17 protein-coding genes and 1 pseudogene are annotated in these 18420 nt (G+C 67.2%); 8 read left to right on the top strand and 10 right to left on the bottom strand.

Going from position 1 to position 18420, the window contains the following annotated elements:
- The 6 genes and pseudogenes from FHD67_RS20395 to FHD67_RS08750 form a co-directional block, all read left to right on the top strand.
- A pseudogene (locus FHD67_RS20395) lies at positions 1–293 on the top strand (hypothetical protein); the annotation flags it as partial.
- A gap of 8 nt (positions 294–301) precedes the next feature.
- Complete coding sequence (locus FHD67_RS08770; RefSeq protein WP_369799394.1) at positions 302–1168, top strand: glycosyltransferase family 2 protein; 867 nt, start codon at positions 302–304, stop codon at positions 1166–1168.
- A 108-nt stretch (positions 1169–1276) separates the two neighbouring features.
- Positions 1277–1786 carry a bifunctional 3-hydroxydecanoyl-ACP dehydratase/trans-2-decenoyl-ACP isomerase gene (gene fabA, locus FHD67_RS08765; protein ID WP_045983185.1) on the top strand — a complete coding sequence of 170 codons (510 nt, stop codon included), beginning with the start codon at positions 1277–1279 and terminating at the stop codon, positions 1784–1786.
- Between the two features lie 24 nt (positions 1787–1810).
- Positions 1811–3040 (top strand): beta-ketoacyl-ACP synthase I, encoded by a 1230-nt coding sequence (gene fabB, locus FHD67_RS08760; RefSeq protein WP_045998794.1) that lies wholly within the window; start codon positions 1811–1813, stop codon positions 3038–3040.
- A gap of 16 nt (positions 3041–3056) precedes the next feature.
- Positions 3057–3860, top strand: a complete 804-nt coding sequence (locus FHD67_RS08755; RefSeq protein WP_045983170.1) for an enoyl-ACP reductase FabI — start codon at positions 3057–3059, stop codon at positions 3858–3860.
- A gap of 25 nt (positions 3861–3885) precedes the next feature.
- Entirely contained in the window at positions 3886–4710 is an 825-nt protein-coding gene (locus FHD67_RS08750) for an alpha/beta fold hydrolase (RefSeq protein ID WP_045998793.1), read from the top strand.
- Here the strand turns inward: FHD67_RS08750 and FHD67_RS08745 are convergent.
- Positions 4707–6191: an inorganic phosphate transporter gene (locus FHD67_RS08745; RefSeq protein ID WP_045998792.1), complete on the bottom strand. Its 1485-nt coding sequence runs from the start codon at positions 6189–6191 to the stop codon at positions 4707–4709. The two genes, FHD67_RS08750 and FHD67_RS08745, sit on opposite strands and share 4 nt — an antisense overlap.
- A 187-nt stretch (positions 6192–6378) precedes the next feature.
- On the opposite strand from FHD67_RS08745, the gene FHD67_RS08740 reads away from it, so the two are divergent.
- The gene (locus FHD67_RS08740) at positions 6379–7230 is read left to right on the top strand and encodes a sugar phosphate isomerase/epimerase family protein (RefSeq protein WP_139598468.1); all 852 of its coding nucleotides are present in this window, start codon (positions 6379–6381) and stop codon (positions 7228–7230) included.
- Between the two features lie 114 nt (positions 7231–7344).
- Here FHD67_RS08740 and FHD67_RS08735 read toward each other — a convergent pair whose 3' ends face one another.
- From FHD67_RS08735 to FHD67_RS08695, 9 genes are all read right to left on the bottom strand, one after another.
- Positions 7345–8103, bottom strand: a complete 759-nt coding sequence (locus FHD67_RS08735; protein WP_139598467.1) for a 3-keto-disaccharide hydrolase — start codon at positions 8101–8103, stop codon at positions 7345–7347.
- 56 nt (positions 8104–8159) lie between these two features.
- On the bottom strand, positions 8160–8804 hold the full coding sequence (locus tag FHD67_RS08730) for a gluconate 2-dehydrogenase subunit 3 family protein (protein ID WP_139598466.1): 645 nt from the start codon (positions 8802–8804) through the stop codon (positions 8160–8162).
- Positions 8804–10492 carry a GMC oxidoreductase gene (locus tag FHD67_RS08725; protein WP_045983176.1) on the bottom strand — a complete coding sequence of 563 codons (1689 nt, stop codon included), beginning with the start codon at positions 10490–10492 and terminating at the stop codon, positions 8804–8806. Before FHD67_RS08725 ends, FHD67_RS08730 begins: the two co-directional genes overlap by 1 nt.
- Positions 10493–10525: 33 nt before the next feature.
- Complete coding sequence (locus FHD67_RS08720; protein WP_139598465.1) at positions 10526–11428, bottom strand: hydroxypyruvate isomerase family protein; 903 nt, start codon at positions 11426–11428, stop codon at positions 10526–10528.
- Positions 11429–11562: 134 nt separating this feature from the next.
- The gene (locus FHD67_RS08715; RefSeq protein ID WP_139598464.1) at positions 11563–12498 is read right to left on the bottom strand and encodes an ABC transporter substrate-binding protein; all 936 of its coding nucleotides are present in this window, start codon (positions 12496–12498) and stop codon (positions 11563–11565) included.
- Positions 12499–12525: 27 nt separating this feature from the next.
- Complete coding sequence (locus FHD67_RS08710) at positions 12526–13521, bottom strand: ABC transporter permease (protein WP_045983178.1); 996 nt, start codon at positions 13519–13521, stop codon at positions 12526–12528.
- Positions 13518–15035: a sugar ABC transporter ATP-binding protein gene (locus tag FHD67_RS08705; RefSeq protein WP_045983179.1), complete on the bottom strand. Its 1518-nt coding sequence runs from the start codon at positions 15033–15035 to the stop codon at positions 13518–13520. Before FHD67_RS08705 ends, FHD67_RS08710 begins: the two co-directional genes overlap by 4 nt.
- A complete protein-coding gene (locus tag FHD67_RS08700; protein ID WP_139598463.1) occupies positions 15032–16138 on the bottom strand; it encodes a Gfo/Idh/MocA family protein in 1107 nt (368 codons plus the stop codon). Before FHD67_RS08700 ends, FHD67_RS08705 begins: the two co-directional genes overlap by 4 nt.
- Complete coding sequence (locus FHD67_RS08695) at positions 16135–17187, bottom strand: sugar phosphate isomerase/epimerase family protein (RefSeq protein ID WP_045998786.1); 1053 nt, start codon at positions 17185–17187, stop codon at positions 16135–16137. Before FHD67_RS08695 ends, FHD67_RS08700 begins: the two co-directional genes overlap by 4 nt.
- A gap of 147 nt (positions 17188–17334) precedes the next feature.
- Here FHD67_RS08695 and FHD67_RS08690 point away from each other — a divergent pair, with 147 nt between their 5' ends.
- Complete coding sequence (locus tag FHD67_RS08690; protein ID WP_045998785.1) at positions 17335–18360, top strand: LacI family DNA-binding transcriptional regulator; 1026 nt, start codon at positions 17335–17337, stop codon at positions 18358–18360.
- Positions 18361–18420: the final 60 nt, after the last annotated feature.

Here is an 18420-nt window from a genome sequence, read left to right as displayed (position 1 = left end):
CCGCGGGCGTCACCGGCCTGACCGCCGACGCCGCCGCGCAGGAGGCCGCCAGCGCCGCGCAGGACGCGGCGGAGGCCGCCGCCGAGACGGCCGATGCCGCCACCGTCGCCGCCCGGATCGAGGCGCTGCTGACCCCCGAGGGCTTCGACCGCGCCCAGGTCGACAGCATCATCGACAGCGCGGCCATCCCCGACACGCAGAAGCAGACGCTCAAGCAGCTGGTGTCGGAGGCACAGGGCGACCCCGCCCTGCTGGCCGCCGCGCTGGAGCAGGTCAAGGCGGTCATGCGCTGATGACGGTCCTGCCGATCCGGGACATGGCGCCGTTCCTGGCCGGGCGGCCCGCCGTCCTGGCCCGCGGACCGCTTGCCGTGATCCTGGTCGAGGATGACACCGCCGTCGCGGCAACGCTGCGCCATCATCTGGACCGGGGCTTTCGCCACATCCTGCTGATGTCGGACCAGCCGCAGGATCTGCCCGACGCGATGGCCGCGCAGGTGACGCAGCTGCGCTACGACCCGCGCAGGCCCGCGGCCCATGTCCAGGCGGTGAACGCGGTGATCCGCGCCGTGCCGACCGGCACTTGGCTTTACTACGGCTTCAACGCCGAGTTCCTGTTCTATCCCTTCTGCGAGACCCGAAGCGTCGGAGAGATGCTGGCCTTTCACACCGAGGAACGGCGCGCCGCGATGCTGTCCTATGTGATTGATCTTTATGCGGGTGATCTGCGGGCCTGCCCCGACGCGGTCGATCTTGACGGGGCGCTGTTCGACCGGACGGGATACTATGCCCTGGGCCGTCGCGGCGCGGACGGCCAGATCCGCGAACGCCAGCTGGACTTTCACGGCGGCCTGCGCTGGCGCTATGAGGAGTTCCTGCCGGCAGACCGTCGCCGCATCGACCGCATCGCGCTGTTCCGCGCCGCCCCCGGCCTGACGGTGACCGCCGACCACCGCTTCTCGATCGAGGAGTACAACACCTACTCCTGTCCCTGGCACCACAACCTGACGGCCGCTGTGGCATCCTTTCGGGTCGCCAAGGCGCTGGTACGCAACCCCGGATCGCGCGAACAGGTCCGCGACATGACCTGGCGCAATTCGCACCGCTTCGACTGGACCAGCCAGCAGCTGATGGACCTGGGCCTGATGGAGCCGGGACAGTGGTTCTAGACGGCTGCGGCTTGCCCTTGCGCGGGTCTTGCCCCGGATGATAGACCCTGCGGCAACCTGAAAAACCGACCGGCCCGCAGGGGCTGCACAGATGAAGGCATGACCCGGATGGCATTGACCCAGACCAGCTTCGACCGCGACGACCTGCTTGCCTGCGCGCGTGGAGAACTGTTCGGCCCCGGAAATGCCCAGCTGCCCGAACCGCCCATGCTGATGATGGACCGCATCACCGACGTGTCCGAGGACGGCGGCGCGCATGGCAAGGGCCATATCGTCGCCGAATTCGACATCACGCCCGACCTGTGGTTCTTCGGCTGCCACTTTCCCGGCAACCCGATCATGCCCGGCTGCCTGGGCCTGGACGGGCTGTGGCAGCTGACCGGCTTCAACCTGGGCTGGCGCGGCTGGCAGGGGCGCGGTTACGCCCTGGGCGTCGGAGAGGTCAAGCTGACCGGCATGGTGCGGCCCGACCGCAAGATGCTGCGCTATACCGTCGATTTCACCAAGGCCGTCCAGACCCGTCGCCTGACCATGGGCGTGGCCGATGGCCGGGTCGAGGCGGACGGAGAGCTGATCTATCAGGTCAAGGACATGAAAGTGGCCCTGTCGGCCAGCTGACCCCACCCATTCAAGGAGGCCCCCATGCGTCGTGTCGTCATCACCGGGCTTGGTATCGTATCCCCCATCGGCAACAATGCCGACGAGGTCACTGACAGCCTGCGCGCGGGCAAGTCGGGCATCGTCTTCGCCCCCGAATATGCCGAGCACGGCTTTCGCAGCCAGGTCCACGGCATGCCGCAGATCGTGCTGGAGGACCATATCGACAAGCGCAACCTGCGCTTCATGGGTCCCGGTGCCGCCTACAACTTCCTGGCCATGGAACAGGCCATCAAGGACAGCGGCCTGGAGGAAGGCGACGTCTCGAACGAGCGCACCGGCCTGATCATGGGATCGGGCGGGCCGTCCACGTCGAACTTCTTTCTGGCGCATCAAACGGTGATCGAGAAAGGCAGCCCCAAGCGCATGGGCCCCTTCATGGTCACGCGCTGCATGTCCTCCACCAATTCGGCCTGCCTTGCCACGCCCTTCAAGATCAAGGGCGTGAACTACTCCATCACCTCGGCCTGCGCGACGTCGGCGCATTGCATCGGCAACGGGGTCGAGCAGATCCAGATGGGCAAGCAGGACATCGTCTTCGCCGGTGGCGGCGAGGAGCTGGACTGGACGCTGTCGTGCCTGTTCGACGCGATGGGCGCGATGTCGTCGAAATACAACGACACGCCCGAAACCGCGTCGCGCCCGTATGACGCGACGCGCGACGGGTTCGTGATCGCGGGCGGCGGCGGCGTCGTCGTGCTGGAGGAGCTGTCCCACGCCCTGGCGCGCGGCGCCAAGATCTATGCCGAGGTCACGGGTTACGGCGCGACCAGCGACGGCTACGACATGGTCGCCCCTTCCGGCGAGGGCGGCGAGCGTGCGATGCGCGTGGCCATGTCCACCCTGCCCGAGGACCGCAAGGTCAGCTACATCAACGCGCACGGCACCTCGACGCCCGTGGGCGATCTGGGCGAGATCAAGGCCATCCGCCGCATCTTCGGCGAGGGGTCGACCCCGCCCGTCAGCTCGACCAAGTCGCTGACCGGGCATTCCCTGGGCGCAACCGGCGTTCACGAGGCGATCTATAGCCTGCTGATGTTGCAGAATGACTTCATCGCGGCCTCGGCGAACGTCACGACGCTGGACCCCGAGATTCAATCGGGCGAGATTGCGACCAGCCGCGTGGACAACGCCGGGTTGGATTCGGTCCTGTCGAACAGCTTCGGCTTTGGCGGCACGAATGCCACCCTGCTGATGTCGCGCTATCAGGACTGAGGCAAAGGACCAACGCATGGGCGATCTTCTGAAGGGCAAGCGCGGGCTTGTGATGGGGGTCGCCAACGAGCGGTCCATTGCCTGGGGCATCGCGCGCGCGCTGGCCGACCAGGGGGCAGAGCTGGCGTTCAGCTATCAGGGCGAGGCGTTCGGCAAGCGGGTCGAACCGCTGGCGGCCTCTGTGGGGTCGGACCTGCTGGTCGATGTGGACGTGACGAACGACGCGTCGCTGGACGCGGCCTTCGCCACGCTGGCCGACCGGTGGGGGTCGATCGACTTCGTGATCCACGCCGTCGCCTTCTCCAACAAGGACGAGCTGACCGGCCGGTTCATGAACACCAGCCGCGCCAACTTCAAGCACAGCCTGGAGATCAGCTGCTACTCGCTGATCGAGGTCGCGCGCCGCGCCCATCCGCTGATGGCGGCCAAGGACGGATCGGGCGGCGGGTCGATCATCACCCTGACCTATGGCGGGTCGAACCGCGTGACGCCGTTCTACAACGTGATGGGCGTCGCCAAGGCCGCGCTGGAAAGCAGCGTGCGGTATCTGGCCAACGACCTTGGCCCGGACGGCATCCGCGTGAACGCCATCAGCCCCGGCCCGATGAAGACGCTGGCAGGCGCGGCCATCGGCGGCGCGCGCAAGACGTTCCGGCACACCGAGGCCAATGCGCCCTTGCGCGCCAATGCTACGCTGGAATCCATCGGCGGCACCGCGGTCTGGCTGCTGTCCGACTGGGGCGCCTGTACCACCGGAGAGATCGTGATGGTCGATGGCGGCTATCACGTGCTGGGCATGCCGCAGAGCGAGAACCTGTAGCGGCGATCACGACAGGGGGGGCAGCATGGCGGTTTTCACGGCGGGTGACGGGGCGCGCATCGCCTTTTCTGACCAGGGGACCGGCCTGCCCGTCCTGTGCCTGGCGGGCCTGACCCGCAGCATGTCCGATTTCGACTATGTCGCGCCGCACCTGACCGGGGTGCGCCTGATCCGCATGGATTACCGCGGCCGCGGCGCGTCCGAATGGACCGGGGCCGAAACCTATACCGTCCCGCGCGAGGCGCGCGATGCGATCGACCTGCTGGATCATTTGGGGATCGACCGGGCCGCGGTGCTGGGCACGTCACGCGGCGGGCTGGTCGGCATGGTGCTGGCCGCGACCGCACATGACCGCCTGTCGGGCCTGTGTCTGAACGATGTCGGCCCCGAGATCGCGCGCGCCGGGCTGGAGCGGATCTTTGACTATGTCGGGCGCAATCCCGCGGCTGCCAGCCATTCCGAACTGGCGGCGCGCCTGCCCGGGCTGATGCCGGGCTTTGCCGACGTGCCGCCGGGACGCTGGCTGGAGGACGTGCGCCGCCATTACCACGAAACGCCGGACGGGTTGCGCATCACCTATGACCCCGCCCTGCGAGAGGCGTTCCTGGCCGCGTTCCAGGGCGATCCGGTCGATCTGTGGCCGTTGTGGCAGGCGACGGCCGGCCTGCCGGTCGCACTGATCCGGGGGGCGAATTCGGACCTTCTGTCGCCTGCGGTGGCCGCGCGCATGAAGGACATGCGCCCGGACCTGATCCTGGCCGAGGTGCCCGGCCGCGCCCATATCCCCTGGCTGGACGAGGCCCCTGCCCTGGACGCGATCCGCCGCTGGCTGGCGGCCTGCGGCGCCTAGCCGCCGATCGCCCGCAGCGCCCAGAACAGCGCCCCCGACAGGGCCGCCGCCGCCGGAACCGTGACCACCCAGGCCGCGCCGATGGTCAGCACATGCGACCGGCGCACCAGCTTGCGGCGGCGACGCTCCTCGGGGGCGGTGCGGGGGCGTTCCGGGGCCTGACCCTGCACGGCGCGGGCGCGGCGGGCCGCGTCCCATTCGCGAAAGAAGCCCACCCCGAAGATCGCACCGACGGCGATATGGGTCGAACTGACCGGCAGACCCAGCCAGCTGGCCAGGATCACCGTCAGCGCCGCCGACAGCGACACGCAATAGGCACGCATCGGGTTCAGCTTGGTGATCTGGCTGCCGACCATGCGGATCAGCTTGGGTCCGAACAGGAACAGACCGAAGGACAGGCCGAACGCCCCGATCAGCATCACCCAAAGCGGGATGGCCACGGCCTCGGCCGTGCCGCCCGACCCCAGGGCCTGCACGATGGCGGCCAGCGGCCCGACGGCATTGGCCACGTCATTGGCACCATGCGCAAAGGACAGCAGCGCGGCCGACACGACCAGCGGGATGCCGAACAGCACCTTGAGCGATTTGTTGCGGTTCTCCAGCCCGCGCGACTGGCGGCGGATCACCGGGATCATGACGATCCAGCAGACCAGGCCCAGCACCGCGCCGATCATCAGCGCCCCGGAGAAGGTCACGTCGATGATGCGGCTAAGACCCTTCAGCGCCAGATAGGCCGCGAACGCACCCGCCATGATGCCGATCAGGACCGGCACCCAGACGCGCGCGGCCGCGATCTTGTCGTCGCGATAGATGATGCGCGCCTTGATGAACCACAGGAAGGCCGCGGCGATCAGCCCGCCCAGCACCGGAGAGATCACCCAGCTGGCCGCAATGGTCGCCATCGTGGGCCAGTTGACCGCGCCGAACCCGGCCGCGGCGATGCCCGCGCCCATCACGCCGCCGACGATGGAATGGGTGGTGGAGACCGGCGCGCCGATCCAGGTCGCCAGGTTCACCCACAGCGCCGATGACAGCAGCGCCGCCATCATCGCCCAGACGAAGATGCCGTCGGTCCCGATCGTCTGCGGATCGATGATCCCGCGAGAGATGGTGCTGACCACGTCGCCGCCCGCGATCAGCGCGCCCGCGGTCTCGAACACGGCGGCGATGGCAATGGCGCCCCCCATGGTCAGCGCATTCGCACCGACCGCCGGGCCCATGTTGTTCGCGACGTCGTTGGCGCCGATGTTCAGCGCCATGTAGGCGCCGAAGATCGCCGCGACCACGACGATCAGCGTGTTGTCGGTCTGTCCGAAGGCGACCATCGCCCCCAGCCCGGCCAGCAGCACGAAGGCCAGCGCGACGCCCGGCGCGACCAGCGGGCGCGCGACATAGGCGGTGGCGTTTTCTAGCGCCGAGAACCGCCCCAGGTCGCGGTCCAGCGTATCGAGATGTCGGGCTTCCAGGTCGTTTTGGGCCATGATGTCCTCTGGTTGGCGCAGCGGGGGCCTAGGGCGAAACGGCGCTCAGCGCAAGCATTGCGGCGGTAGGGTGCCGATCCGGGCAGCAAAAAGCCGGGCCTGTGTGAATGTAATCCTTTTCAGACGGAATGAAATCCATTACATCTGTGGACAACCCCCGGAGGAGCGGGGACCAGAGGAGAAGATCATGACATTTGCAAAAACCGCCCTGATCGGTGGGCTGGCCACGTTGGTGGCACCGATGGCGATGGCCCAGGATGCGGCCACGTCCGACCTGCCCATCGCAGTCCAGATGTACACGCTGCGCGACCACGGCACGCTTGATGAACAGCTGGCCGCCGTCCAGGCGGCGGGTGTGACCGCGGTGGAGACCGTCGGCATGCAGGACAGCACCGCCGAGGACCTGTCGGCCAAGCTGCAGGAATACGGGATCGAGGCGATCTCGACCCATGCACAGCTGGCCGATCTGCGCGCCGACGCGCAGGCGGTGATCGATTTCAACAAGGCGATCGGCAACGACGTCATCACCGTCCCCTATCTGGCCGAGGAGGACCGTCCTGCGGATGCCGCCGGCTGGACCGCCCTGGGCGAAGAACTGGCGGCGCTCAGCGAGACGCTGCAGGCGGCGGACATGACATTGGCCTATCACAACCACGATTTCGAGATGGTCGAGTTCGACGGCCGCACCGCGCTGGAGATCATGATGGAGGCCGCGGGCGAGGACGTCATGGCCGAGCTGGACCTGGCATGGGTCGCGCGCGGCGGATTGGACCCGGTCGAGTATCTGGGCCGTTTCGACGACCGCGTCTTTGCGATCCACGCGAAGGACAACGCCCCCGAGGGCGAGGCCGAGGACGAGCGGGGATTCAAGGCGCTTGGCGAAGGCACGCTGGACTGGGCCGCGATCCTGCCCGCCGCCGAGGAGGCCGGCGCGCAGTGGTACATCATCGAGCATGACCAGCCCCTGGATGCCGCCGAGGTCGTGATGACCGGCGCCACCTTCCTGACGGAAAACCTGCCGGACAGCGCCACGCGCTGAACCCTCCCTGCCGGACAGGTTGACTGGGGCCGCGACATCGTCGCGGCCCCTTTTTCCGTGTCGCGATGCCGGGTGGGGATGCCGGGGCCCGCCGCGGGGGCGGACCCGGCCGGATCACATCGGGCGGACCCAGATGTTGCGGAAGCTGACATCCGCGTCATGGTCCTGCAGCTGGATCGGCGCGCAGTCATGCGCCTCGTAGGCCGGATAGCCGATCCATTCGGTCACGCCCTGGATCTGGGCGTGGTTCTGCACCACGACGCCGTTGTGCAGGACGGTGACATGGGCCGGACGGCGCAGCGCACCTTCGTCCGAAAAGATCGGCGCCTGGAAGATGATGTCGTAGGTCTGCCATTCTTCGGGTGCGCGCGAGGCGTTCACCAGCGGCAGGTGCTGCTTGTAGATCGACCCCGCCTGCCCGTTCGCATAGGTCGGGTTCTCGAAGCTGTCCAGAACCTGCACCTCATAGCGGCTCTGCAGGAAGATGCCGCTGTTGCCGCGGTCCTGGCTGTCATGCCCCTCGTTGTTCGGAGGAGAGCGCCATTCGACATGCAGCTGCACGTCGCAGAAGCTTTCCGTGGTGCGGATGTCGCCCGATCCGCGCGCGACGCGCATCGCGCCATCCTCGACGACCCACTCGGCCGCGCCGCCGTTCACGGATTCCCACCCGTCCAGGTTCGTCCCGTCGAACAGCACGACCGCGTCCGACGGCGGCTCGCCCTCAGGGGTCTGGACCAGCCGCGGCTCGGGGCCCGCGATCTCGGTCACGCGGGACTGGGCCTGGCGTTCCTCGCGGGTCGGCTCGGGGGCGTCCTGCGCCAGGGCGGGGGCGGCCAACGCCAGCAGCGCGGCCATCGATGTCATCAGTTTCATGGCAATGTCCTTTGCGAAAGAATGCGGCCCCGGGCATGCCGGGGCCGTTGGCGGGATCAGGTGGCCCAGGCCGGGCCGCCGTCGTATTCCAGATCGCCGATGTACTCGCCCGGCACCGGCTCATAACGCAGCACCTGCGTCGCACCGATCTCGGAGGTGAAGAACCCGAACAGCGTCAGCTGCTGTATCGGCGTGAACCAGTGCAGCGCCGGCAGGTCCGCCTCGGTCTGGGCCTGCGCTGTGGCGGCGGTGTCGGCCGACTGCTGCTGGTCGCGGGCCTGGATGCGCATCTCCTCCTTGGCTTGGGCCACGACGGCGGCCTGGGCGCTGGCGGCGACCATGGCCTCCTGCAGCATCTGCTGGCGCTCCTCGGCGGTCAGGTCCTCGAACGGCTTGCCGAACTGTGCTTGGGCCTCGGATTTCAGCGTGTCGATGCTGTCGCGGAACGCCGCCTGCTCCTCGGCGTCATAGCAGTCGCTGACGAACTGGGTCATGAAGGCGCCTACGCCCGCGTCCTTGGCGCCCGGCGTGTCGGTGGCGGGAATGATCGTCTCGGCCACCTCGTCCAGGAAGGCCGCATCCTGGGGGGTGAAGAGGTTCTCTCCGGTCTCGGTCGGGACATAGGCCATCACCCGGCCCGCACCCAGCATGGCCGTCCCGGTGACGGCGGCGATCATCGTCAGAAGGTCGCGACGGTTCATCACAGATCTCCGTTCTTGAGGGCTTTGACGGCGTGATCCGCCGCACGCGCGGTCAGCGCCATGTAGGTCAGCGACGGGTTCACGCAGCTGGCCGAGGTCATGCAGGCCCCGTCCGTCACATAGACGTTCGGCGCATCCCAGACCTGGTTGTTGCCGTTCAGGACCGAGGTCTTCGGATCGCGGCCCATGCGTGCCGTGCCCATTTCGTGGATGCCCATGCCGGGGGCATAGTCGCGGTCGACCGGCTTGACGTCCTTGACGCCGGCGGCCTCCAGGATGTCGACGGCGTCCTGCTTCATGTCTTCGCGCATGCGCATCTCGTTCTCGCGCAGGTCGACGCTGACGGACAGGACCGGCAGGCCCCACTTGTCCGTCGTTCCCCGGTCAAGCGAGATGGCGTTGTCGTGATAGGGCAGCATCTCGCCGAAGCCGGTCATGCCGATGGTCCAGTTGCCCGGCGTCGACAGCGCCTGCTTCAGGTCCGCACCGATGTTCAATTCGGCGATGTCGCGCTGCCATCCCTGGCGGCTGGCCGAACCCTGATAGCCGAAGCCGCGGGTATAGGGCCGCTCCTCGCCGTCGATGTTGCGGAAACGCGGGATGTAGAAGCCCGCCGGACGGCGCCCGAAGTAGTACTTGTCGTCGAACCCCTCGACCCTGCCCTCGGCGCCGACGCGGAAGTGGTGGTCCATGACGTTGTGGCCCAGCTCGCCCGACGACGACCCCAGACCGCCTTCCCAGACATCGGTGGCCGAGTTCATCAGCACCCAGGTGGAGTTGAAGCTGGAGGCGTTCAGGAACACCACGTCTGCGGTGTATTCATAGGTCATGTTCGTCTCGGCATCGATGATCTCGACCCCGGTCGCGCGCTTGCGGTCCTTGTCGTAGAGGACCTCCTTGACGATCGAGAACGGCCGCAGTGTCAGGTTGCCCGTGGCCATCGCGGCGGGCAGCGTCGCGGACTGGGTGCTGAAATAGGCGCCATAGGGGCAGCCCAGCCAGCACTTGTTGCGATACTGACAGGCGACGCGGTTCTGGTCGGGCAGCGCCTCGGTGATGTTGGCCACGCGGCTGTTGATCAGGTACCGCTTGCCGCCAAATGCGTTGCGCAGGCGTGCGGCCACGTCCTTTTCGACGATGTTCAGCGGGATGGGCGGCAGGAACTGCCCGTCGGGCAGGATGTCCAGCCCCTCGTTCGTCCCCGAGATGCCGGCAAAGCGTTCGGCATGGTCGTACCAGGGCGCGATGTCGGCATATCGGATCGGCCAGTCGGTCGCGATCCCCTCGCGTTCGTTGGCGGTGAAGTCTGTGTCCGAGAAGCGATAGGACTGGCGACCCCACATCAGGCTGCGCCCGCCGACGTGATAGCCCCGGAACCAGTCAAAGCGCTTGGCCTCGACATAGGGGTTCTCCTGCTCGTTGGCCCACATGCCGAAGGTCTGTTCGTTCAGGGGATAGTCGCGCGACAGGACGGGATAGTTGTCCTTCATCTCCATGGTCGCGGTGCCACGGTGGGGATAGTCCCAGGCCTCCTTGTCGGCGTTCACATAGTCGGTCAGATGCTCGATGTTGCGGCCGCGTTCCAGCATCAGGACCTTCAGGCCCTTCTCCGTCAGCTCCTTTGCGGCCCACCCGCCGCTGATGCCCGATCCGACGACGATCGCGTCGTAATGCATGTTGTCTGCCATCTGGCGTTCCTTTCTAGAAATTGCTTGAGGCGTTCAGACGTCGCAGGTCAGCACCGCGTCGCGCAGCGATGCGGCGGCGGCCTGCGGGGCGGGGTCGCGCGGGATGAACTCCTGCGCCACCCAACCCTGATAGCCCGTGTCCCGGATTGCCCTGCAGATCGCGGGATAGTTCAGTTCCTGACTGTCGTCGGGGTCGTTGCGGCCGGGATTGCCGGCGGTGTGGTAATGCCCGAACCAGCGATGGTCGCGCATGATGGTGCGGATCACGTCGCCCTCCATGATCTGCATGTGGTAGATGTCATAGAGCAGCTTGAACTGCGGGCTTTGCAGCCGTTCGCACAGCGCCACGCCCCATGCGCTGCGGTCGCACATGTAATCGGGATGATTGACGCGGCTGTTCAGCAGCTCCATCTGCAGCACGACGCCGGCATCGCGGGCGGCGGGCAGGATGCGCGACAGGCCCTCGGCGCAATGGCGCAGGCCGTCTTCGTCGGACATGCCCCGGCGGTTGCCGCTGAAGCAGATCAGGTTCACATGCCCCGCCTCCGCGACCAGCGGGATGTGACGCAGATAGCGTTCGGTCAGTTCGTCGTGGTTAGCAGGGTCCGCCCAGCCATCCTCCAGGCTGATCTCGGCGCCGTTGCACATCGAACTGGCCAGCCCGTGTTCGGCCAGCACCGGCCAGTCGTCCGGACCGCACAGGTCGATCGCGCCCAGGCCGGTCTGGCGGGCCAGCTGGCACAGGTCGGCCAGCGGCAGGTCGCCAAAGGTCCAGCGCGCCACGGAATGGTTGATGTTGCCCTGCAGCCCCGCAGGCTGCGCATCCTGGGCCATCAGGGGCACGGCGCCCAGCCCCGCCCCAAGCGCCGCAAGGCCGCTGGCGCCGTGAAACAGTCCGCGCCGGGTCATGGTCGCGCGGTCCGACAGATCGGTCATGGTTATCCTCCCTTTGATGCAGGCCCCGGTCACGCCCTCGGGCGAAATATGAAACCGTTTACATTTCGGGGCGGAACGACCCCCTCCTCCGGGGTCGGAATGCGGCGCGGGTCACATCCCGCGCCGCGTCGTCGTCAGTACGGGCTGTCTTCGAAATAGAAGCTCTCGGCGTTCTCCGGGGTGATCAGCTCGGAGGCGATGATGAATTCGCCTGACATGGGCGCGCCGGAGGTCAGGCCCAAGGCGGTCATCTCGATCGCGGTCGAGATCATCGCCGGCGGATAGGTCACGTTCACCGGAACCGTCGGATCGCCGTCCTGGATGCGCTGGACCATTTCCTTCATCCCGGCGCCGCCGACGACGAACATCTCCTCGGTGCGGCCGGCCTGGTCGATGGCCGCCAGCGCGCCCACGGCCATGTCGTCATCCGCCGCCCAGACCGCATCGATCTCGGGGAAGCGCGACAGCCAGTCCTGCATCAGGTTGAAGGCCGTGTCGCGGTTCCAATTGCCGTGATCCATCGCCAGCACCTCGATGCCCGACCCTTCCAGCGCAGCCTCGAAACCCGCCACGCGCTCGTTGTCGACGGTGGAGGCGATGCCGCGCATCACGACGACCTTGGCGCCCTCGTCCAGGGTATCGGCGAAATACGTTCCTGCGGTGCGGCCGAAGCTGTCGTTGTCACCTGCGACATACAGGTTCTCGATGCCCTCCTGGGCCAGGCCGCGGTCGACGACGGTGACCCAGACGCCGCTGTCGGCAATGCGCTGGATCGGGCCGGTCAGGGGCTCGGATTCGAAGGGCAGGACGACCAGCGCGTCGATGCCGCGGGTGGCCACCATGTCCTCAAGGTCCGACACCTGCTGCCCGGGATCGGAGGTCGTGGTCAGCACGAATTCCAGATCGGGGTTCGCCTCGGACAGCCGCGCGACGGTGCGTTCGGCGTGAAAGTTCAGCGCCCCCGCCCAGCCATGCGTCGCCGCCGGGATCGAGATGCCGATGGTTTCCGACAGCGCCGGAACAGCGGTCAGGCCCATCAGGGCGGTCGTGGCAATCAGGGTCTTTCTCATGGTGGTTACTCCTCCCACAGGTGAAAATCAGCGTGCGGCGCCGGTGTTTCGCTGCAGCACGACGGCAAGGATGATGACGACGCCCTGGATGGCACCGTTCAGATAGGGGCTGACGAAGTCGGTCAGGTTCAGCAGGTTGCCGATCAGCGACAGGATCAGGACCCCCACGACCGTGCCCCAGACCCGGCCGAAGCCGCCCTTCAGCAGGGTGCCGCCGATGATCACCGCGGCGATCGCCTCCAGCTCCCACAGCAGGCCCGTGGTGGCGGATGCCGATCCAAGGCGCGGCACGTACATCACGACCGCGATGCCGACCAGCGTGCCCAGCAGGACATAGGTCATCAACCGCACCCGCAGCACCGCGACCGAGGAATAGCGCGCGACCTTCTCGTTCGAACCGATGGCGGCGCAGTGGCGGCCGAAGGCGGTGTGGCGCATGGTGATCTCTCCCAGGATCGCCAGCACGGCAAAGACGATGATGGGCCAGCTGATCCCCAGGATGCCGTCGTAATAGACGGGGCGGTACAGCTCGCGCATCTCATAGCCCAGGGACAGCGTGCCGCCGTCGGCCAGCCAGGTCACCAGGCTGCGATAGATGCCCATCGTGCCCAGGGTCAGGATGAACGCCTCGATGCCAGCGCGGGTGATCAGGATGCCGTTGATGAAGCCCGCGGCCAGTCCCGTGAACAGCGCCAGCGCGATGCCGATCAGGATGACGGGCAGCCCGCCGCCCATGCTTTCGGTCAGCATGTTCATCACCAGGATCATCAGCCCGGCGACAAAGGCCGCCATCGACCCGACGGACAGGTCCAGCCCGCCCGCGGTGATGACGAAGGTCATGCCGATGGCGATGATGCCGATGAAAGCCGACCGCGCCAGCACGTTCGTGATGTTGGCAAAGCTGAGAAAGTTCGGGTTCAGCGCCATGCCGATCAGGACCAGCACGATCAGCGCCACGATGGGCGCGACGACGGCCAGATTGACCCTGGGACGCCGGGTCGGGGCGGTGGTTGCCATGCTCATGCGGCGCTGTCCTTTTCATGTCCGCCCTGGGAATGGTCCATCCCCATGGCCAGACGCACGATATTGCCCTCGGTCACGGCCGCGTCGGCCAGTTCGCCCACGATGCGACCAGCGTGCATGACGACCACGCGGCTGGCCAGACCGATCAGTTCGGGCATTTCCGAGGAGATGACGATGATGCTGCGGCCTTCGGCGGCCAACCGTGCAATTAGGGTATAGATCTGCTGCTTGGTGCCGATGTCGATGCCGCGGGTGGGTTCGTCGATGATGACCACCTGGGGGTCCGACAGCAGGGTCTTGGCCAACAGCAGCTTCTGCTGGTTGCCGCCCGACAGATCGCCCACCGCCATGCCGCGTTCGGGCGCGCGGATCGCGAAGTCGCCGATGGCCGTGTCCAGCGCGGCCTCCTCGCGCTTGCGGTCGATCAGGGGGCTGCCGAACCGGTCCAGCTGGCCCAGGGTCAGGTTCTCGCGAAGCGTCTTGTCCAGCAACAGACCCGCGCCTTTGCGGTCCTCGGTCAGATAGACCAGGCCGGCCCGCATCGCCTGCGCGACGTGGTTGGCGGGCAGGTCCTGCCCCTTCAGGCGCACGGTGCCGCTGCGTGGGCGCAGGCCCGCGATGGCCTCGGCCAGTTCGGTACGCCCCGATCCGACCAGGCCACCGATGCCCAGCACCTCGCCCCGGTGCAGCACCAGGGACGCGTCATGGACCACACCGGGCACGCTGACGCCCTGCGCCTCCAGGATCGGCTCGGCCCCGTGGGCGGCCTTGGGCGGGAACAGGTCCGACAGCTCGCGCCCGACCATGGCGGTGGCCATGTCGTCTTCGGTGACGTCGGCGGTCAGGTCCGACCGCACCATCGTGCCGTCGCGCAGCACCGTCACGCGGTCGGCGATGCGCTTGACCTCGCCAAGCTTGTGCGAAGTGTACAGGATCGCCACCCCTTCCGCCCGCAGGCGGTCGATCTGGGCGAACAGCACCTCGGTCTCGCGTTCGGTCAGCACGGCGGTCGGTTCGTCCATGATCAAGACGCGCGCCTTGCGCGACAGGGCCTTGGCGATCTCGACCATCTGCTTGTCGGGGACCGAGATGCGGTTGACCGGCGTGCCCGGATCGACCCGGCACTGCAGCTGACCCAGCAGATCGGCCGTCTGCGCCCGCATCGCCTTGTGATCCAGCAGCAGCCCGCGCTGCAGTTCGCGGCCCAGAAAGACGTTCTGATCGACCGACAGGTGTTCGGCCAGGTTGAACTCCTGATGGATCATGATGATGCCCAGATCCTCGGCCTCGTCCGACCCGGCAAAGGTGATGGGCTTGCCCTGCCACGTCACCTGCCCGCCCGTGGGGTCCAGGTATCCGGCCAGGATCTTCATCGTCGTGGACTTGCCTGCGCCGTTCTCGCCGATCAGGGCGTGGACCTCTCCGGGATGCAGGGCGAAATCGACGCCGTGCAGGATCTCGATGGGACCAAAGGACTTGGTGACGCCGTTCAGCGCCAGGATGGGATCGGTCATGGCGTCACCTGGACCCAGGCCGCATCCGCCGCGTTTGACCGGATGCAGGCGTCGATGAACTGCAACCCCTCCAGCCCGTCGCGGACGCCGGGAAGGGTGTCGGGCATGGTGCCGCTGCGGATCGCCTGCGCGGCCTCGGCATAAAGGTTCGCGAACCCCTCGAGGTATCCTTCCGGATGGCCGGGGGGCACGCGGCTGCCGTCCTGGGTGCTGCCCGGCCCGGCGCGGCGCAGGATCTGCGCCGGTTTGCCGAAGGGGGTGTATCTCAGCGTCTCGGGCGTGTCGTGCTGCCATTCCAGGCCGCCCTTGTCGCCATAGACCCGCAGCCGCAGGCCGTTCTCCGTTCCCGGCGCCACCTGCGAGGCCCACAGCATCCCCTTGGCCCCCGACGCATAGCGCAGCAGGATATGCGCGTTGTCGTCCAGCCTGCGGCCGGGGACGAAGCTGGTCAGGTCCGCAGCCAGCCGGTCGGGCAGTTCGCCAGTAACGAACCGCGCCAACTGGAACGCGTGCGTGCCGATGTCGCCGATCGCGCCGCCGGCGCCCGCGCGCTCCGGGTCGCCGCGCCATGCGGCCTGCTTGCTGTCCGTGTCCTGGGTCAGCCAGTCCTGGGCGTATTCGACCTGGACCAGCCGCAGCGTGCCCAGATCGCCGCGCGCGATCATTGCGCGGGCCTGCCGGATCTGGGGGTAGGCGGAATAGTTGTGCGTCAGGATGAACAGCGCATCCGACCGCCCGGCCAGGTCGGCCAAGGCCTGCGCCTGATCCAGCGTCGCGGTCATCGGCTTGTCGCAGATGACATGGATGCCCTGTTCCAGAAAGGCGCGTGACACGGGTTCATGCAGGTGGTTCGGGGTGCAGACCGACACGGCCTCGATCCCGTCGGGACGGGCAGCCTCGTCACGCGCCATCTGGCGAAAATCGCCATAGCTGCGGGTGATGCCCAAGGCACGCGCACTCTCGGCCGCGCGCGTCTCGTCCGAGGACAGGGCGCCGGCGATCAGGTCGAACCGGCCGTCCAGCCGCGCGGCGATGCGATGGACGTTGCCGATCATCGCCCCCTCGCCGCCCCCGACCATGCCCAGACGGATCGGGCGGTTCATCGGGACAGCCCCAGCATGCGGCGGTTGGCTTCCATGTCGGCACCCCCATCTGCGAAATCGTCAAAAGCGCGGTCGGTCACGCGGATGATGTGGTCGCGCACGAAGGCCGCCCCTTCGCGGGCGCCGTCCTCGGGGTGCTTGATCGCGCATTCCCATTCGACCACGGCCCAGCCGTCGAACCCCATCACCGCCAGCTTGGAAAAGATCGCGCCGAAATCGACCTGACCGTCGCCCAGGCTGCGGAAGCGGCCGGCGCGCTGCGCCCAAGGCTGAAAGCCGCCATAGACGCCCTGCCGACCGGTCGGATTGAATTCGGCGTCCTTGACATGGACCATGCCGATCCGGTCGGCATAGATGTCCAGGTTCTCAATGTAATCAAGCTGCTGCAGCAGGTAGTGCGACGGATCATACAGCATCTTGGCCCGCGGATGCTGGTCCAGACGGTCCAGGAACATCTCGAAGGTGACGCCGTCGTGCAGGTCCTCTCCGGGATGGATCTCGAAGCAGATGTCGACACCGCGGCTGTCGGCATGGTCCAGGATCGGACGCCAGCGCGCGGCCAGTTCGTCGAATGCCGCCTCGACCAGGCCCGCGGGGCGCTGCGGCCAAGGATAGAAGTACGGCCAGGCCAGCGCCCCCGAGAACGCCGCCATCCGGTCAAGGCCAAGGTTGGCCGACGCATCGATGGTCTTGCGCATCTGATCCACCGCCCATGCCTGACGGGCCGTCGGATTGCCCCGCAGCGTGGCCGGGGCGAACCCGTCGAACGCCTCGTCAAAGGCCGGATGGACGGCGACCAGCTGACCCTGGATATGGGCCGACAGTTCGGTGATGGCCAACCCGTTGGCCTGCCCCTTTAGATCGTCGCAATACGTGGTCGAGGTCGCGGCCAGATCCAGGTCGATCAGCACCTCCGCCCCCGACGGCACCTGCACGCCCAGATAGCCGCAATCGGCAGCCCATGCCGTGATCGCGCCAAAGCTGTCGAACGGTGCCTGCGGGCCCACGAATTGGGCCAGGAAAAGGCCGGGGCCCTTGATCGTCTTCATACATCCTCCCGGAACTTCCCCTCCGAAGTTCCCCTTGCCCGATTCCGCATCATGTAATCGGTTTCATCTGACGTTCTCACAGGATGAAAAGGTTTACAACATCAATTTTTCCGCTAAGCCTGATGCTGTCCCGAACAAAGGTTTCTTGTGTCAGATCAATCGCGTCCGCCCCGAATCCATGATGTCGCCAAGCTGGCGGGGGTGTCCGTGGCGACGGTCAGCCGGGCCATCTCGAACCCGTCGATCGTGTCGGAAACCACGCGCAAGGCGGTCGAGGCGGCGATCGCGCAGACCGGCTACACGCTGAACTTCACCGCCCGGAACCTGCGTCAGCAGCAGGTGGGCGGCGTGCTGGCGCTGGTACCGAACCTGGCCAATCCGTTCTTCTCGCAGATCCTGTCGGGCATCTCCGAGGTGTTGCGCCGTCATAACCTCAGCCTTTTGGTGATGGACACGACCGCCGTGCCTGACCAGCCGGCGATGAAGGTGCTGGGCCCCTATCTGACGCGGTCGCGCTCGGACGGGGTGATCGTACTGGACGGGCAGATGGAGCCGGGCCTGTTCGCCCGTCCCGGCTGTCCGCCCCTGGTGCAGGCCTGCGAATGGATCGACGGCCTGTCCGCCCCCCGCGTGCTGGCCGACAATGTCGAAGGGGGCCGCCTGGCCGCCCGGCATCTGACCGACCTGGGGCACCGCAGCATCCTGCACCTGACCGGGCCGCAGGGCAGTTCGCTGACCCTGTCGCGCCGCCAGGGCTTCTTGCAGGGTCTGGCGCAGGCGGGGCTGCCCGATCCCGGCCCCGGGGACAGCATCACCGGCGATTTCACCGCCCGGTTCGGCCAGCAGATGGCCGCGCAGGTGCTGGCCATGCCCGACCGTCCCACCGCGGTCTTCTGCGACAACGACGAAATGGCGATCGGCCTGATGCACGGGCTGATCGTGGCCGGGCTGCGGGTCCCGCAGGACATCTCGGTCATGGGGTTCGACAACATCGAGATGGCGGCCTACAGCAGCCCCGGCCTGACCACGATCCGCCAGCACCGCGCCCGCCTTGGCCGGCGCGCCGCCGAAGTCCTGCTGGCCCGCATGCAGGGCCAGCAGGTCATCGACAGCATCACCCTGGGCGTCGATCTGGTTGTCCGCGCCAGCACCGGACAGGCGGTAAAAACGTGACTTGTTCCAGGCGGCGGGGATTAATATTGTACGGTTGAACGTCGGGGACATGGCCCGCCG

The organism is Paracoccus haeundaensis (genome assembly GCF_006239215.1).
Classification (GTDB): Bacteria; Pseudomonadota; Alphaproteobacteria; order Rhodobacterales; family Rhodobacteraceae; genus Paracoccus; species Paracoccus marcusii.
Note: the sequence above shows the minus strand (reverse complement) of the source record. Positions and strands in the feature narration are given on the sequence as shown.

Bases quoted from the DNA above. Each gene is read 5' to 3' on its own strand.
- fabA (WP_045983185.1), top strand. From the start codon at position 1,277: ATGGCATTGACCCAGACCAGCTTCGACCGCGACGACCTGCTTGCCTGC.
- fabB (WP_045998794.1), top strand. From the start codon at position 1,811: ATGCGTCGTGTCGTCATCACCGGGCTTGGTATCGTATCCCCCATCGGC.
- FHD67_RS08755 (WP_045983170.1), top strand. From the start codon at position 3,057: ATGGGCGATCTTCTGAAGGGCAAGCGCGGGCTTGTGATGGGGGTCGCC.
- FHD67_RS08750 (WP_045998793.1), top strand. From the start codon at position 3,886: ATGGCGGTTTTCACGGCGGGTGACGGGGCGCGCATCGCCTTTTCTGAC.
- FHD67_RS08745 (WP_045998792.1), bottom strand. From the start codon at position 6,191: ATGGCCCAAAACGACCTGGAAGCCCGACATCTCGATACGCTGGACCGC.
- FHD67_RS08740 (WP_139598468.1), top strand. From the start codon at position 6,379: ATGACATTTGCAAAAACCGCCCTGATCGGTGGGCTGGCCACGTTGGTG.
- FHD67_RS08735 (WP_139598467.1), bottom strand. From the start codon at position 8,103: ATGAAACTGATGACATCGATGGCCGCGCTGCTGGCGTTGGCCGCCCCC.
- FHD67_RS08730 (WP_139598466.1), bottom strand. From the start codon at position 8,804: ATGAACCGTCGCGACCTTCTGACGATGATCGCCGCCGTCACCGGGACG.
- FHD67_RS08725 (WP_045983176.1), bottom strand. From the start codon at position 10,492: ATGGCAGACAACATGCATTACGACGCGATCGTCGTCGGATCGGGCATC.
- FHD67_RS08720 (WP_139598465.1), bottom strand. From the start codon at position 11,428: ATGACCGATCTGTCGGACCGCGCGACCATGACCCGGCGCGGACTGTTT.
- FHD67_RS08715 (WP_139598464.1), bottom strand. From the start codon at position 12,498: ATGAGAAAGACCCTGATTGCCACGACCGCCCTGATGGGCCTGACCGCT.
- FHD67_RS08710 (WP_045983178.1), bottom strand. From the start codon at position 13,521: ATGAGCATGGCAACCACCGCCCCGACCCGGCGTCCCAGGGTCAATCTG.
- FHD67_RS08705 (WP_045983179.1), bottom strand. From the start codon at position 15,035: ATGACCGATCCCATCCTGGCGCTGAACGGCGTCACCAAGTCCTTTGGT.
- FHD67_RS08700 (WP_139598463.1), bottom strand. From the start codon at position 16,138: ATGAACCGCCCGATCCGTCTGGGCATGGTCGGGGGCGGCGAGGGGGCG.
- FHD67_RS08695 (WP_045998786.1), bottom strand. From the start codon at position 17,187: ATGAAGACGATCAAGGGCCCCGGCCTTTTCCTGGCCCAATTCGTGGGC.